General features: G+C 62.2%; 19 protein-coding genes. 10 read left to right on the top strand and 9 right to left on the bottom strand.

Translation table 11 applies throughout. From position 1 onward, the window contains the following. Positions 1-115: co-chaperone YbbN (locus tag E3T31_RS14140; RefSeq protein WP_241977992.1), on the bottom strand; the 115-nt coding region annotated here is incomplete at its 3' end. A gap of 125 nt (positions 116-240) precedes the next feature. Here E3T31_RS14140 and E3T31_RS14135 point away from each other — a divergent pair. From E3T31_RS14135 to E3T31_RS14125, 3 genes are all read left to right on the top strand, one after another. Then, positions 241-1,617 (top strand): rhodanese-like domain-containing protein, encoded by a 1,377-nt coding sequence (locus tag E3T31_RS14135; RefSeq protein WP_134469556.1) that lies wholly within the window; start codon positions 241-243, stop codon positions 1,615-1,617. A gap of 137 nt (positions 1,618-1,754) precedes the next feature. After that, entirely contained in the window at positions 1,755-2,357 is a 603-nt protein-coding gene (locus E3T31_RS14130) for a rhodanese-like domain-containing protein (protein ID WP_370304621.1), read from the top strand. After that, entirely contained in the window at positions 2,354-3,118 is a 765-nt protein-coding gene (locus E3T31_RS14125) for a sulfite exporter TauE/SafE family protein (protein ID WP_134469552.1), read from the top strand. Before E3T31_RS14130 ends, E3T31_RS14125 begins: the two co-directional genes overlap by 4 nt. A gap of 15 nt (positions 3,119-3,133) precedes the next feature. On the opposite strand, the gene E3T31_RS14120 is transcribed toward E3T31_RS14125, so the two are convergent. Further along, a complete protein-coding gene (locus E3T31_RS14120) occupies positions 3,134-3,424 on the bottom strand; it encodes a metal-sensitive transcriptional regulator (protein ID WP_092453080.1) in 291 nt (96 codons plus the stop codon). A gap of 131 nt (positions 3,425-3,555) precedes the next feature. Here E3T31_RS14120 and E3T31_RS14115 point away from each other — a divergent pair, with 131 nt between their 5' ends. From E3T31_RS14115 to E3T31_RS14105, 3 genes are read left to right on the top strand one after another with little or no spacing between them, the layout of a single operon-like run. Next, positions 3,556-4,116, top strand: a complete 561-nt coding sequence (locus E3T31_RS14115) for a hypothetical protein (RefSeq protein ID WP_241977990.1) — start codon at positions 3,556-3,558, stop codon at positions 4,114-4,116. Next, a complete protein-coding gene (locus E3T31_RS14110) occupies positions 4,106-4,639 on the top strand; it encodes a hypothetical protein (RefSeq protein WP_206750320.1) in 534 nt (177 codons plus the stop codon). Before E3T31_RS14115 ends, E3T31_RS14110 begins: the two co-directional genes overlap by 11 nt. Then, the gene (locus E3T31_RS14105) at positions 4,636-5,010 is read left to right on the top strand and encodes a rhodanese-like domain-containing protein (protein ID WP_134469548.1); all 375 of its coding nucleotides are present in this window, start codon (positions 4,636-4,638) and stop codon (positions 5,008-5,010) included. The genes E3T31_RS14110 and E3T31_RS14105 overlap by 4 nt, the downstream gene beginning before the upstream one ends. Before the next feature lie 624 nt (positions 5,011-5,634). Here the strand turns inward: E3T31_RS14105 and E3T31_RS14100 are convergent. Both E3T31_RS14100 and E3T31_RS14095 read right to left on the bottom strand, forming a co-directional pair. After that, the gene (locus E3T31_RS14100; RefSeq protein WP_134469546.1) at positions 5,635-6,009 is read right to left on the bottom strand and encodes a hypothetical protein; all 375 of its coding nucleotides are present in this window, start codon (positions 6,007-6,009) and stop codon (positions 5,635-5,637) included. Next, on the bottom strand, positions 6,006-6,281 hold the full coding sequence (locus tag E3T31_RS14095; protein WP_134469544.1) for a hypothetical protein: 276 nt from the start codon (positions 6,279-6,281) through the stop codon (positions 6,006-6,008). Before E3T31_RS14095 ends, E3T31_RS14100 begins: the two co-directional genes overlap by 4 nt. 99 nt (positions 6,282-6,380) lie before the next feature. Between E3T31_RS14095 and E3T31_RS14090 the strand changes: the two genes are divergently transcribed. From E3T31_RS14090 to E3T31_RS14080, 3 genes are read left to right on the top strand one after another with little or no spacing between them, the layout of a single operon-like run. Then, positions 6,381-7,133 carry a thioredoxin domain-containing protein gene (locus E3T31_RS14090; RefSeq protein ID WP_241977988.1) on the top strand — a complete coding sequence of 251 codons (753 nt, stop codon included), beginning with the start codon at positions 6,381-6,383 and terminating at the stop codon, positions 7,131-7,133. Positions 7,134-7,135: 2 nt separating this feature from the next. Then, positions 7,136-7,975, top strand: a complete 840-nt coding sequence (locus E3T31_RS14085) for a cytochrome c biogenesis CcdA family protein (RefSeq protein WP_134469542.1) — start codon at positions 7,136-7,138, stop codon at positions 7,973-7,975. 41 nt (positions 7,976-8,016) lie between these two features. Then, entirely contained in the window at positions 8,017-9,207 is a 1,191-nt protein-coding gene (locus tag E3T31_RS14080; protein ID WP_134469540.1) for a hypothetical protein, read from the top strand. Between the two features lie 10 nt (positions 9,208-9,217). On the opposite strand, the gene E3T31_RS14075 is transcribed toward E3T31_RS14080, so the two are convergent. From E3T31_RS14075 to E3T31_RS14055, 5 genes are all read right to left on the bottom strand, one after another. After that, on the bottom strand, positions 9,218-9,967 hold the full coding sequence (locus E3T31_RS14075; protein ID WP_134469538.1) for a GntR family transcriptional regulator: 750 nt from the start codon (positions 9,965-9,967) through the stop codon (positions 9,218-9,220). A 430-nt stretch (positions 9,968-10,397) separates the two neighbouring features. Next, a complete protein-coding gene (locus E3T31_RS18780; RefSeq protein WP_241977986.1) occupies positions 10,398-10,832 on the bottom strand; it encodes a hypothetical protein in 435 nt (144 codons plus the stop codon). Further along, positions 10,792-11,583: an aconitase family protein gene (locus tag E3T31_RS14065; protein ID WP_241977984.1), complete on the bottom strand. Its 792-nt coding sequence runs from the start codon at positions 11,581-11,583 to the stop codon at positions 10,792-10,794. The genes E3T31_RS18780 and E3T31_RS14065 overlap by 41 nt, the downstream gene beginning before the upstream one ends. 237 nt (positions 11,584-11,820) lie before the next feature. Beyond that, positions 11,821-12,516 (bottom strand): hypothetical protein, encoded by a 696-nt coding sequence (locus tag E3T31_RS14060; RefSeq protein WP_134469536.1) that lies wholly within the window; start codon positions 12,514-12,516, stop codon positions 11,821-11,823. Positions 12,517-12,786: 270 nt separating this feature from the next. Beyond that, positions 12,787-13,233, bottom strand: coding sequence for a DUF2243 domain-containing protein (locus tag E3T31_RS14055; RefSeq protein ID WP_134469534.1), 447 nt, complete (start codon positions 13,231-13,233; stop codon positions 12,787-12,789). Between the two features lie 461 nt (positions 13,234-13,694). Here E3T31_RS14055 and E3T31_RS14045 point away from each other — a divergent pair. After that, on the top strand, positions 13,695-14,842 hold a 1,148-nt coding region (locus E3T31_RS14045; RefSeq protein WP_134469532.1), incomplete at its 3' end, for a multicopper oxidase family protein.

Below are 14,842 nucleotides of genomic sequence, written 5' to 3'. Positions count from 1 at the left end.
TCGGGGCGAAACTGCGACACGGGCCGCACCATGCGGCCCAAAAATCGACCAGCACGATGGGACTCTGGGCTATGGTCGCGTCAAAGGTGGTCTCGGTGAGATCGGTAGTAGCCATACACGCAGACTATACCCTTAGGGGTATCTTGCATACCTAGAGGGGTATGTGCGACACTGGGGCACATACCCACTACACGCCCCAACTCGTGTCGGCGTGGTGGGCCCCGATCTTTGGAGGCCACGATGATTTTGACCCAGTACTACCTCAACTGCCTGTCCCATGGCTCGTACCTCGTCGGTGATTCGACGAGCGGTCAAGCCGTCGTCGTGGACCCCCGCCGCGACATCGACGAATACCTCGCCGATGCGCAGGCGAACAACCTGACCATCATCGGCGTGATCAACACGCACTTCCACGCCGACTTCGTCGCCGGTCACCTCGAGCTGGCCGCAGCCACTGGCGCCTGGATCGGATACGGCGCCCGCGCCGAGGCGGAGTATGAGATCCGTCACCTCGCCAATGGCGAGAAGATCTCGCTCGGAGAGGTGGAACTAGAAATTCTAGACACCCCCGGGCACACCTGGGAGTCCATCAGTATCGTCGTTCGTGAACACGCCAGCGATGCCGTGCCCCATGCCGTCCTCACCGGCGATACCCTCTTCATCGGTGACGTGGGCCGTCCGGACCTGGCCGCATCCGTCGGCGCCGATCCCGACCAACTGGCCCGCGCCCTGTACGCGTCGATCCACACGACGCTTCTCGCCTTGCCCGATGCGGTGCGTGTTCTCCCCGCCCACGGCGCCGGTTCCGCCTGTGGCAAGAACCTCTCCGACGAGCTCGAATCCACCATCGGCACCCAGCGCCTCACGAACGCGTCCGTGCAGCCGATGAGTGAAGACGACTTCGTGACGATGATCCGCAGCGGCCAGCCCGCCATCCCCGGCTATTTCGCCGTGGACGCGATGATCAACCGCAGCGCGCACGAAATCATCGGTTCCACCCGTGCACTGGCACCGCTCACCTTGACGGATGTTCGCAGATCCGTTGAAAACGGAGCCCGCGTTCTCGACACCCGCAGCCCCGAGAACTTCGCCCTTGGGCACTTGGCCGGGTCCATTAACGTGGGACTGGACGGTCGCTTCTCCGAGACGGCCGGAATGGTCATCGAGCACGACGACAGCATCGTGATCATCGCGGACTCCGGCCGTGAAGCCGAGGCCGGAATGCGGCTGGCCCGCATCGGCTTCGACCGGGTCGCCGGATATCTGACAAACCCGGCGCAGGCGTTCACCGACCTCGGCCCGCTGGTGCAGGTCGGTGCGCGGGTCGAGCTTGAAGACTTCGAGGCGCTGCGCCGGGACACCGCCGCAACAATCCTCGACGTGCGCAACCCCGGCGAGGTCGAGCAGGGCGCGATCCCGGGCTCGCTGCGCATTCCCCTGGCCGAGCTGGGCCAGCGCCACGCCGAAGTGCCCGCCGGACCCGTGATCATCCACTGTGCCAGCGGCTGGCGTTCGAGCGTCGCCGCGAGTGCGCTGCGGGGCCTTGGCCATTCGGACGTCACCGACCTCATCGGCGGCTACAACGCATGGGCTGCCCAATATTCAGTAAAAGCCTGATGGAGATGACCCGCGGCTGAACACCTAACCAACGTTGGCTTCACGGCAGACACGATCGTTAGAGGCCTGCCTCAGTGGCAGGCCTCAGGGCTGCACGGCATTGCTCCGCTCCCGCACCAAACTGAAACGGATCCACTATCTCTGACACCACGCACACCGTCAACCCCTCCCCGTCACCAATTGGGGCAGACGAATTCCATCAGTGGGTTCTCCACCATGACGACCTGATGATCATCGATGTGAGGGACGGCTCGGAGTTTAAAACCCGGCATATCCGGGGTTCGTATCACGTGCCGCTCCACCTGCTCAAAGAACACACTGAAGAGTTTGCGGCGCAGCTGGCCCCCCGGGTCGTGTTGGTGTGCCAGTCGGGTCGACGCGCGGAAGAAGCGCGAAAGAATCTTGATGCAGCTGGCCTGAGCGGTGCTCGCGTGTTGACCGGTGGTGTGGCGAGCTATGCCGCCGCCGGCGGCGATATCACCAGCGGTCGCTCCACGTGGGCCATGGATCGACAGGTACGCATGACGGCCGGATCCCTGGTCTTGGCGAGCGTGCTGGCGGGAAGGTTCATCCATCCGCAGTTCCGTCTTCTCGCCGGCGTCATCGGGGCCGGTCTCACGGTGTCGGCCGCCACCAACAGTTGCACGCTGGGGCGAATTCTGTCCTGGATGCCCTGGAACCGCCCGGTTTCCGAACCCACGAAGAGTGACATCCTCGCGCAGCTGGCGCCGCACGCATGATCCTGGCCGCGCTGCTTCTGGGAGTGATCGTGGGTGCGCTGCTCGGCCTGGTCGGCGGAGGCGGGTCAATTCTGGCCGTTCCGGCATTGGTTTACGGTGTCGGGTTACCCCTCGAGGAGGCGATACCGACGTCGCTGATCGTCGTGGGAGCGGCGTCGGCGGTTGCTGTGCTTCCGCGGCTGCGCACCGGCGTGAACTGGCGTCTGGCCGGCATAATCGGCGCCGCCGGCATTCCCACCGCCTACCTCGGCACCCTCGTAAACCGACTGGTTGACCCTCAGCTTCTGCTCGGCGCTTTTAGCGCGATCATGGTCATCGCTGGCGTGCGAATGTTCTTTGCCACCCGCGCTGAAGCTGGCCCCTGCGCGCTGCCCGGCGGCGGGACCCGGTGGCGCAGCTGTCTGCCCCGTGCGCTGGCAACGGGCACCGTGGTCGGGTTCCTGACCGGGCTGCTCGGCGTCGGCGGCGGGTTCCTCATCGTTCCGGCACTGGCCCTCGTGCTCGGACTCCCCATGGGCGTCACGATCGGCACGTCCCTCGTGATCATCGTCATCAATTCGGTCGCCGGCTTCAGCGCCCACCTGAGCGACGTGCAGATCGACTGGGCCGTCACCAGCGCCTTCGCGGGCACCGCTATGCTGGCATCCCTAATTGCGGGCAGACTCAGCCGAAGACTCCCCGACCGCGTTCTCAAAACAAGCTTCGCGATCCTTGTGCTCTGCATCGCCGTGTACGTCGCGATTCGCGCCGTCGCTGGCTAGCTCTCGCGAGCGGGGTCAGGCGAGGGACAGGAAAAGTTTTTCAAGCTCATTGACACTGAGCTGCTTGGTTTCCCCATCCGCGCCGCTATCAATGAGGCACTCCTTCATCGCCGACGAGATGATCGTGAACCCCGCCCGGTCAATGGCACTCGAGACAGCAGCCAGCTGGGTGACCACGGCACGACAATCAGCGCCGGACTCAACGGCTGTGATGACGGCGCCGAGCTGCCCCTGCGCGCGCTTGAGCCGATTGAGGGTCTTGCGCAGGTCGTCGCTGGCGTGGGTCGCGGGTTCGGTAATCCCCATGAGGGTGTGCTCCTGTTCGTAGGCGGATGCGAGGCTGGTTTTGTCAAAGATCACGATACCCCTTAGGGTATCAGTATATTCAAATATGGCAGCAAGCGTTTCACGATGAAAAGTAAATGAGGGCTATTCGAATGCGTGACCAACGCACCAGCAGGGACGAATCATCACGGCGTGCCCCTTGGCGCGGCAAGCTGGCCGGGCTCGGCGGGGACCTGCGTCGCTGGCCCTCCCGCCGCTGGTGGGTTGCCCTGGCAACAGCACTATTTACGGTGGTCTTCATTGCCATTCCAACGGACTTGATTGACACGCCATTCTTTTCGCGACAGATCCCGCCGACCGCCTGGTCGTGGCCGGTGCTCATCCTCAGCGCGGTCTTGACGGGCATGGTCACCGCCACCTATGTGGCGCACCCGGAAGGTGCCCCGCCCAGTAGGGCGGCCGGACGATTGGGCATGGCCGGTTGGCTGGTAACGTTCTTCGCGGTGGGATGCCCTGTCTGCAACAAATTGGTTCTCCTCGCTCTCGGCGCAACCGGGGCGATGCAATTCTTCGAGCCGGTCCAGCCGTATCTGGCCGCCGCGTCGATCGTCTTGCTTGGCTGGGCTCTCTATGCGCGCATGACTCGAGAAAATTCTTGCGGTCTTCCCGCTCGGACCACTGCCGCGACAGAGATCCTTGATCGTGTTCTCTGACCTACAAACTTGGTCGACTCGACGCTGGATCATCACGGCCGCCGCAGCCGCAGCCGCGTTCATGGCTTTTGTAACCGGCTACGCGCCCCGGGCGGACGACGCAGACGGCGCCCTGTGGTGGACGGTCGCGGCCACCGCGCTCGGAGCGAGCTTGATCGGCTTGATCGTTGCCAGTTATGTCGGACCCCCCATCGGCGCCGACGCAACTCTCTGCGACACACGGTGGCCAGCTCTGGGTCTGATCGCGCTATATCTGACCACCGAAGTGCGCTCCCTCGACCCGATAGTGAGCGGTGCTGCGCGCCCGGCCCTGGCCGCCGCTGCCCTCGCCCTGTTGATCTGGGCCCTGCGCGAACGATTGGTCAGCGAACGCCGAGCCACCACCCGCCGCGAATCGTCAGAGTCCGCTGAGGGTGAGGTCTGCACTACCTGCACGCCTTTGTTCCCTCGCTCCCGGAAAGTCACCCCAGAGCCGATCACACTGCCACCCCCGTCACGCACCCGTCAGGACACCCAGCCATGAAGAAAGCACTCACCGCAATCACAATCGCCGTGGCGGCTCTGCTCAGCATGGCCGCCTGCGCGAGCCCCGCGCCGGCGCCCTCCATCGCTGTCACCTCCAGTACGGTCATCATCGATGTGCGCACCGCACCAGAGTATGTCGGTGGACACCTTCAGGACGCCATCAATATTGATGTGCAATCCCCGGACTTCGACACGCTGATCGCGGCGCTGCCAATCGACGGGGACTACATCATCTACTGCGCCACCGGAAACCGGTCGGCTGCAGCAGCCACCCGCATGGCCGACCTCGGGTTCACCACGCTGACCGATGCTGGTGGCATCACGGACGCGTCTGCCGCCACCGGACTGGCCATCGTCGTCGACAAATAAGTTTCCTCTGTTCGCATTTAACTTAATACCCCACGGGGTATACTGAGGACTTCAGCTCGGCCAACTAAGGAGTCACTATGTGCAGTCCCATGCGATGCGACAATTGCGGAAAAACCACTTGGACCGGATGCGGCATGCACGTCGATGAGGTTATGGCCGACGTCCCAACGAGTCAGCAGTGCACCTGCGCCACGCGCCCGAACTCCTAACCACCCGCGGGCGTCGCGAAGTTCTTCGCTAACTACCAATAGATCTTGTCGATCTCGAACCTTGCGAATACGACGCTCGGCTACGGTTCGCTGCCGCCACTAACGGGGTTCCTCTGCACAACACCCTCTTGAGGCAGGGTTCGATATTTGGTGAAGTATTATGACGGGGCCGGCGCTCCAGCGAGCGAGGTGTGCCGAACTCCGCACCGTCGCGCCAGCAAGCTGTGCACGGACGGACGGAACCGTGCCAGCGGTCGTCGGCGTGGCGCACGCTCGTTGGTCGGCCGAGCGGCTCATTTCGGCCCGAATTGGTCAGAGTTCTGGCTGGCGGCATCGATAACCTGCAAGATATTCAAGACGCTATCTAACGGACGTAAATTGGAAAGCGCCGTTCAGGCGCCCTGCGACCGCCGTGTCAAATGCGAACATAGGCCCACCCCTCGAGTTGAGACTGGGCCAGGAAGACGACGGCAGCAGGAGTGCTACTCACGCCGGTGCCAAGATCGTGAACGCTAAGATCCACGGACCGAAGACTGTTTTCACATGCCACCACCGACACGCCCGGCAAAGCAAGTGCCGTGTTGATTTCGTCACCGAGGCCGGAATTGGCCGCGAGAAACTGGACGGCTCGGCCTTGAATCACGAGGGCAATTGTGCTCGCGGTGGCGAATCCGTGATGGGCGTTGCGCACAACCTGCAAGCCCGCGGCAACGGAGGCTTCATCCGAACCAAGCACATGAAGAAGAAGTTGCGGAACGCTCTGGAGCGCCGACCCGTGAACGGCGTTCATGAATTGACCGAAAGTAGTGGCGGGGTCACCAGTGCTGCCGCCACGCCGAGGTAGGCCACCGCGACGACGCGTACGCGGCGGTAGTGACGTCGTCGCGTGGACTGTGGAGCCTTGCCCCACACCTCGGAGCGGAGTTGTAACCGAGGCGCTTCGTTCATGACGCGGCGGTAGGCCCGGGCATCATCGAGGTGGAGATGCCGCTCGCTGGCGAGGGCAACGATGCGGTCAGCCTTGAGGGCCATTAGTGGCGGGGCGATGGTTGCTTGGAGCATGACTGGACTCTTTTCAATCAGAAAACCGGGAATATTCCCAGACTCGGACGGGGAGGCGGCTATAACTGTCTTTTTTACCCTAATGTGCGTACATTTAAGATGGTGCCGACACAACAGAACTTCACAAAAAATAGGCCGATCCGACGAGTCAAGGTGCGGCGACCCACGCTCCTGATGCTTTTAGGAGCGGCGGTAGTTCTCGCAGTCGTCATCGTCGGAGTGGTTGCACAACAACCCGTCCAAGAATCCACTTCGACCCCCGCTGAACAATCCGGGGAAAAAAGCGGCGAGCAGACGCTCGATCTCGCCCGACGTGTCGATGGCGAGGTGACGGCACTCGGAGAGGTCGACGCGCCGGTCGTTTTGGTCGAATACGCCGATTTCCGGTGTCCGTTTTGTGGGGTTTTCGCGCGCGATACCCTCCCTGTCCTTGTCGAGGAGTATGTGGACAGCGGTCGAGTGCGCATCGAATGGCGGGATCTGCCGGTGTTCGGCGAGGAATCCACGGCTGCGGCTGTGGCTGCCCGCGCGGCGGGCGAGCAAGGTTTCTTCTGGGAGTTTGCTGAAGTCGTCTTCGCGGGTGCCCCGGAACGCGGACATGTGGCACTGCCCCCGGAACGTCTTTTGGAAATCGCGACAGAAATTGGTGTTCCCAACCTTGAGCAGTTCTTCTCCGACCTGGACAATGCTGAACTCTTGGAGAAAGTGAACATTGACGCGGCAGAGGCCAGATACCTCGGAATTTCCAGCACGCCCATGTTCGTGGTGAACGAAACGCCAATCTCCGGTGCGATGCCGGTAGAAGTGTTCCGCGACACGATCGACAGCGAACTGGCGAAGGCCGGACGCTAGACATGGATATTGGCTACGCCGGCGCCCTGATTGGCGGGATGCTGACACTTTTGAGCCCCTGCTCAGTCATGCTCCTTCCTGCGTTCTTCGCCTACGCGTTCGCAAAGCCGTCCGAGCTGCTTGCCCGTACTGGATTGTTTTATCTGGGTCTGATTACCACGTTGGTGCCGCTGGGAGTGCTGGCTGGCACGGTCGGGGTGTTCGTCACGCAAAATCGCACGGCCTTCGTCGGGATCGCCTCATTGCTCGTGGTGTTGATGGGTATCATCCAAATTTCTGGACTACGTTTTCCCGCCTTCACCCGCGGCAGCGCCGCCGAAGGGACCTCGGCGGTTTCGGTCTACCTCCTCGGCGCTGTCTACGGAGTAGCCGGAGTGTGTGCAGGCCCCATCCTCGGCTCGGTGCTTACCGTGGCAGCCCTCGGCAGTAACGCCGTCTACGGGGGAGTGCTCTTAGCGATCTACGCGCTCGGCATGGCAGCGCCCCTGATCGTGCTCGCCTTGTTGTGGGACCGACTTTCACTGGGGAAGAGTCGGTGGCTGCGCCCGCGGATGCTCACTATCGGACGATGGGAGAACTCGTGGTTGATGATCGTATCCGGGATCCTGTCAATCCTGATCGGAATCTTCCTGTTCCTCACCGACGGTACCGCGAGCCTCGGCGGAGTTTTGACCATCGGAGATCAGTTCGCCACCGAGGCCTGGGTACTCGATATGTCCTCGCTGGTGACCAATCTTGGATTCGGGATCGCCGCGATCGCCGTGCTAGGCCTCATCGCGCTGGCCTACGCGGCTCGGAACCGTCGCACGCGCCGGCAGCGAATACCTCAAAAGCAAGAATGAGACGCGCTGCCGGAGCCGCAGCCGCCACGCTCGTTAGCGTTGTGTTGCTGGCCGCGTGTTCCGGACCTTCGTCGCAGCTCGGCGCTCATCGCGTCTCCGACGCCGTAGATTTGATGGATTTAACTGCAACTTCCGCTATGCCCGCGTTGCCTGGCAATTATCTCGCCGCGGGCATTGTGCAATTCGACAGCCAACCCGCCGTGAGCGGTAACGTTTTTGTGTCGACGCTATTTCCGAATAGTGAGGTTGAAGGCTTGAACTTCATCGGTCTCTCGGAGGCAGGCATCCGGTGGCAGATCGAAACGAACCCGTCCTGCGTGGGGTTTGTACTGACTCGCGACGGTGATCGAGAGCTCATCGTGATTCTCGACTCGGATGCCACGGCAGAGGCGGGAAAGCTGGCCACGCGCACCGTCGCCACGGCATTCGAGTCCGAGTCCGGCGCGATTGCCTGGGGACCAGTAGATGTTCCGGGACCGGCTCGAGGTTCAGGTTTGATCTTCGCGGACACGCCCAAAGGGATCGTCTCCGACGACGTCTCGCCCGCGGTCATGCTCAGCGCGCACGACGGTACTGTCAGTGTTGCCGAAGACGCGACGGGAGCGTCAACGATCGAGTACGAAAGCAATGGCACCGGCCTCATCGAGACGGCAGGCTTACTCACGGCTGTCGACACCACCACCGGAGAAGTTCGCTGGGACGCGAACACACTCTCACGCCCCACGGACGTCGAATCTTCCTCAGCGGTCTCGGTTGCTGACGACGTATCGCAGGAAGATATCGTCTTTCTCAACTGGGTCGATAGCGCAGGTGACTCTGTTGTGAGCGCACACAACGTCAAAACGGGAGCTATGCTCGCAGAGTTTTCCGGGCACGTGACTGGACCGTCAATCATTGACGAGTCATCAGGGAACCTCGCCGTGTCCTCATTTCGTCCAACGGATGGGGCCACGATACTCACCGCGATTGATCCGGACTCCGGAACGCTCTGGGCGCAGGTTCTGGAGGGCGACACGACCCCGGTATCGGCCTCTGTCAAAGTGATCTACCTTCGTGTCAGGGTGGGAAACGTTACGATCACCTGGTCCGACGGACACCAGCAGCAACGCGGTCAGGAAAGAATTCCGATGGCTGTTCTCCCTAACGGAACCGGGCTTTTTCCCACCGGGGACCCCTACGAGTACGTCCTGGCAGGCCCTCAGCTCGACGGCCTTAAGACTGAGAACCGATAAAGACTAAAGCTCACCGGGGTGAGAATGATGTGGTGACCGCGAAACGGTCGCCACGGACGACAGTCTCCCGCCATTCCACCGGACGTCCCGCCGCACGACCACACCGTTCAATGAAGAAAGCGGCAGTGCCGACCGGGCAGTCAAGAACTCGCGCCTGTTCGGCGGTAACGGCAATCGCTGTCAGGGTTTCCTGTCCGCCGTCCAGCGTGATCCCACACCGGAGCGTCAGCTCCTGATAGAGAGCAGTATTGCTGAAATCGACGTCGAGAAGGCCGGCAGTGCGATCGGCAGGCAGCCAGGCGCTGTCAACGGCAAAGACATAGTCGTCAGCGAAACGACGGCGCTCAATATTGATCAGCGGAGCGTCGCCGGGCAGGTCGAGCCGGTCAGCAATCCGCGCGTCGAAACGGATCTCGCACCGGATCAACTCGCTGTGCTGCCTCATCCCAGAGGCCTCAACTGCTGCAAACAAGCTGTAAACCGGCCCAAAGCGATGTGCTTCGCCGTGGTTGACGTGCACCACCGGGCGTTTACCCCGACTTGATGAAACCAGCCCCTCTCGACGCAGAGGGGTCAGCGCAAGTCGAACGGTACTGCGGCTCACCTGATATTCCGCGGTTAGTTGAATTTCACCGGGGAACGTGTCCGCGAATTCGCCCGAGGTTATCCGGTTGAGAATGTCGTCATGGACGCGCAACCAGAGTGGCTGACCAGGCACTCTGGCCAGTCGTGCCCGGTCTGCTTCAGCCGAAGTTGACATGTGAGTTCCGCTTCTCCTCGGGCAATAAGTGCGCCAAAATGCAATTATCCCTTGCGTGCACTACGAGTGTGGGTCGGTAACATCTTTTCGACGTTGCTGCCACGAAATGCCGGTCAATGTCGTGGGATTGGGTGGGGCGCTGGATGGGTGGGCGTCGCGGGCTTCGGGCTCTGCGTCGATCTCGTGCGGATCGAAAACAGGGCCAGTGCCGTGCCGGGCCGCTGTCGCGGGTTGCCTGTTTTAGGGTCCGGTTTTGCAGCCCGCTGGTCGTCGGACTTTCCACAACCGGCATCGGGCGCTTCGGATGGCCGCGCCCGTGGAATTAATTCCGCGATGTGATGGAAAAGTGATCTGGCACGACCTCCGAGTCCCGCGCCAACAATGCGAATTAGGAATTACGTGAACGACCCGCAGTACAAGAAATCCTTGATCAGCGGCTTTTCGATGCGATCGGCCGCGCGTGGCCGATCGCATCTCGGGTTAGGGCGGCGCGACGCGGGCAGGTCGGTCGACTTGGTCGACGGTGAATTTGGTGAATTTGGTGAATTTGGGGACGTTGCTGCGGAAGGGGAGTACGCGCACTCGCCGGGGCCTGTCCCATGATGCCGATGCAGCCGATGCAGCCGATGCAGCCGATGCAGCCGATGCAGCCGATGCAGCCGATGCAGCCGGACTGATGCAACAGGGCGCCCGCCCCGAGCAGATCCAGGGTGGCCCCCATGATGGTCAGGTCCTGCAGAATCTGCCGGGAACTGGGATTGACGTCGAGGGACAGGCAGGGAAACGACTGACGCCCCTTCGTGATCGTCGCAACTATCGCGAAATCACGCAGGCTCGGGTTCGCGGAGGATCGAAGCCAGGTCAATCTCCTCGGTCACGTCGTAGGTTGCATCTTCGTCCGCGAGCAGTTCGGCGAGATCCCGCTCGCGCTGTTTCGCGCGCAGGAAGGTTCGCGATTGATCATCGGCAGGGAAAACGGTGGTGGTCGCGCCCAGTGCGGCGCCCATATTGGCGATCACGTGTCGATCCATCGCGGTCAGGGCGGCGAGGCCGGGGTCGTAGTACTCGACGATCCGATTGACGCCGCCCTTGACGCCGTGCCGGCGCAGCATTTCGAGGATGACGTCTTTGGCGCTGGTCCACGGCGGCAGTTGTCCGGTGAGCTTCACGCCCCAGATTTCGGGCATCCTGATGTACAAGGGCTCGCCGGCGATGGCCGGGGCTACCTCGGTGCCGCCGACGCCGATGGCCAGCATCCCGAGCGAGCCTGCGGCCGGGGTGTGGGTGTCGAAGCCGACCATCGTCTTGCCGGGGATGCCGAAGCGCTGCATGTGCGTGGGGTGTGACACCCCCTTGCCGGCCTTCGGAAACCAAAGGCCGAACCCTTGGTAGCCGGAGCGAAGAAAGTCGCGGTCCTCCGCGTCCCAACGCCTCCAACTCCAGCATGACCAAGGTCCCGGTCGCTCTGCAGGCCGATTTCGGTCCCCGGCACCATCTCCCCGGAGACCAGGTGCGATGCGATAAGTTTCTGTGCAACGTTGTATGCCACGGTAAGCGCCCTTCCTCGATAGCGGTGCCCACCGATATCCGTCGGTATGAATTGGCCTCCGGGGCATGCCACTGACCCGAGGTAGGCCAGTCGTGGCGCCGGGGCGAGCCTTCTCAGAGAGAATGGACGTCCGCCATACCGGAAAGATGGGCGACTCAAGCGGACTGCACAGCTACCCGCTTGAGCGGATTTGAGCAGGCCTGGCGATCTTGGTCATTCTGTCGACAGATGAGGTCCAGGACCGTGCGGCACTGTGCGCGCTCGCACGGCGCCTGGACCTCAGTTTTGAGCCGTTCGCTCGCAGCTAGTGCAGGACTCCGCAGGCAACCGGGTCAGTTGCCTCGGCGGGGAGGGTGGGGTCCAGCTCGCTTACACCCTCGGGAACGCTGACGTTGTACGTTCCGTTGCCGTCGTAGTCGATTCCGTGGATCACGACAACACCTTCACCGTCACGGATGGCCTCGGCAATTTGCGCGGCGGTGCCGAGCCCTTCGGCTCCCGGATAGCCTGTTCCCGCCACGTCCGTGAATCTGATGTTGGTCCGGAGGTAGTTATAGGAGCCATTTTTCGAGACAGGGAATCGGGAAACGTCCAGAAAACTGGCCGGCGTGGTGTCTCCACTGGTGTTCAAGGACACCACAACGGGGCCGTAGGCGGGAACACCCTCAACGGTGTTCAGTCGTCCGTCACCGTTGCTGTCCAACCGTAGGGTGGGGCACTCGTTCTGTGCCTGTTCCCCGTAGTGGATGTGCTGGGCGTGCGGAGCATCGGGCGTCAAACCCCTCGCGCGGATCCCGATCGCCCGGATCGTCTCGCCGCGAACGACCGCGACCGCGGTTCCAGACGCTCCTGAGCCGTTAAGCTCTGTGAGGTGGGCGGTCAGCACCACGTTGCCGCGCACCGATTTTGGGACATGCGCTGATGCCGGCGCAGTGCCCAGCGACATGGCGATGAGCGCAGCTGCACTGGCTCCGAGCACCAGTCTGATGTTCTTCTTCACGATTCACTCCTATGTGTCCTCGCCCATCGGGACGATCCCGACGGTAAATGCGACAGCGTTGATACGTAGCCCTCAGCCGAATGCATTGGCATTATTCGCACGCACGCACGCACGCCTGCGGCGAAGAGTATCCGCAAATCGGGGTTCCGGACAGTGGTGATTGCTGACTCTGTCCGCTGCTTGAGCATGCCCCTTGCCGCTCCGCGCCGCACGGGTCTTGCCCCACCCGGCTCCGTGTCGGCCCGCGGTATCTCTGTGTGACGTCGCTGTTTATCCAGATCTCGTCATCAGAGCACTCAGCGCTAACACAAAGCGCGCGATCGGCGGTGGGCGACCTCCCAGACGTTGCCGGCGTCGCGGCGCTTGGTGAACGGGTCGACCAAGCATTCCCAGCCTGATCGGTACCGCAAGCCAAGCGATCGTATGGAAAAACCCATCCCAAAGCGTGTTCATTTGCAGACCGGGGGCCGTATCCGCCGGGTAGGACCCGATATTAATGGTCTCGGTCTCGGTCTCGGTCGCGGCGCTGGGGAGCATGTGGTGCCACTGCAGGATCTGATGCAGCAGGCTCCCATCGACGAATTCACCCAATCCGATACCGAGGATGGTGCCGGGTAGACCGATCCCGCGGGGTTGTGCGCGCGTCCCCCCGATCGGGGTTGAGATGGTGACGAGCTTGGCGCTAACAATGGCCTTCCGATTCCAGCCGTTCGTCATGGCTTCACGCTATATCCCGCGACGCCGGGGCCGCGTTCGAAGCTGTCAAGTCCTCGCGTTGGGGCCTTGTTGTTGCGTGAGTTTCAGCGGGTTGCGCCGGTGTGTGAGGTACGTGCCGTTTCACGTGCGTGGACGATCTACTCAGCCACGACTTATACCTCTAGGGGTATGATGGAGATGCGGATCAGTAAACGGAAGGAAGTAACTCAGATGATGTGGGGTAACGGAAGTATGGGATGGTCCTGGGGGTTCGGCCTGCTAGCTATTGCCGGTGTCGCCGTGCTTATTTATGTCATTGTTCGTTTTTTGTCGAACAGATCCGGAAGCGATGACACGCGATCTGCTCCGAGGCAGGCTGATTCGGCCGGTGCCAGGCGGATTCTTGAGGAGCGGTTCGCTCGGGGGGAGCTCACTGCGGAGCAGTTGCGTGATCAGCTGCGGGTGCTCGAGGAGGGCCGGTAGTGCCCGGTCTTAGTCGTCGTAGCGCCCTGATTCTCGGCGGGGTGGGGATTGCGGCCACGGCTGTGGGTGGAACGGGTTTCTTCGTCAATCAACGGATCTCCTCGACGACGTCACCGGCGATACCGTCCGGGAGCGACCTCGTCGAGCCCCCGGAGCTACGAAGCGTCAGCGGTACTCTCACCGTCGATCTTGAGTCTTCCCCCCAGCAGGTGACCATTGCTGGTCGTGATGTGCGTGCGCTGAGTTACAACGGTGGCGTGCCTGGCCCCACACTGCGCGTTCGAGCGGGAGATACTCTCAGTGTCAGCCTTCGCAATGGGCTGGCAGATCCGAGCAACCTGCACGTGCACGGCCTGCACGTTTCGCCTGAGAACAACGGCGACAATATGTTCGTCACCGTCGCAGCCGGCGACTCTTTTGATTACCAGTATGAATTGCCCGCCAATCACCCGCCGGGCGTGTACTGGTATCACCCGCACCACCATGGTTTCGTGGCCGATCAGGTATTCGGCGGGCTTTACGGCGCCATCATTGTCGAAGACCCCGACCCCGACCCCGACCCTATCCCGGCCAGCCGGGAACGCGTCCTCGTCATTTCCGATATCACCCTCGATTCCGCGGGAACAATTCCAGCGGCCACAGCGATGGAGAAAATGTCCGGACGCGAGGGAGACCTCGTTCTGGTCAACGGTCAACTCACCCCCAGTATGACTTCCCGCCCTGGTGAGCGGGAACGATGGCGCATCGTTAATGCCTGCGTGTCCCGCTATCTGCGGCTGCGCCTCGACGGGCAGCAGTTGTCCCTTCTCGGAATCGACTCCGGACGGTTCGAAGCCGCGCACGAGGTCGACGAGGTCGTGCTGGCCCCGGGGAACCGGGCCGACCTTCTCGTCACCGGCACGATCGGCACCTCCGTGCTGCGTGCGCATACCTACGATCGAGGTAGGTCCGGCGGAATGATGATGGGAGGCGGAGGCTCCACTGGAGCCGACGATGTCGCGCTGGCCTCCTTTATAGTGACCGGTGACGATGTCGCGACAGTCGCTGCCATACCTGGTCAGCCCGTTCCGCGTGACCTTCGCACGGCTACCGTAACCGCTCGACGCGAGTTGATCTTCGCGATGGGCATGGGCGGGGATATGGGCAG

This window comes from Cryobacterium sp. TMS1-13-1 (assembly GCF_004403125.1).
GTDB lineage: Bacteria > Actinomycetota > Actinomycetes > Actinomycetales > Microbacteriaceae > Cryobacterium > Cryobacterium levicorallinum.
Note: the sequence above shows the minus strand (reverse complement) of the source record. Positions and strands in the feature narration are given on the sequence as shown.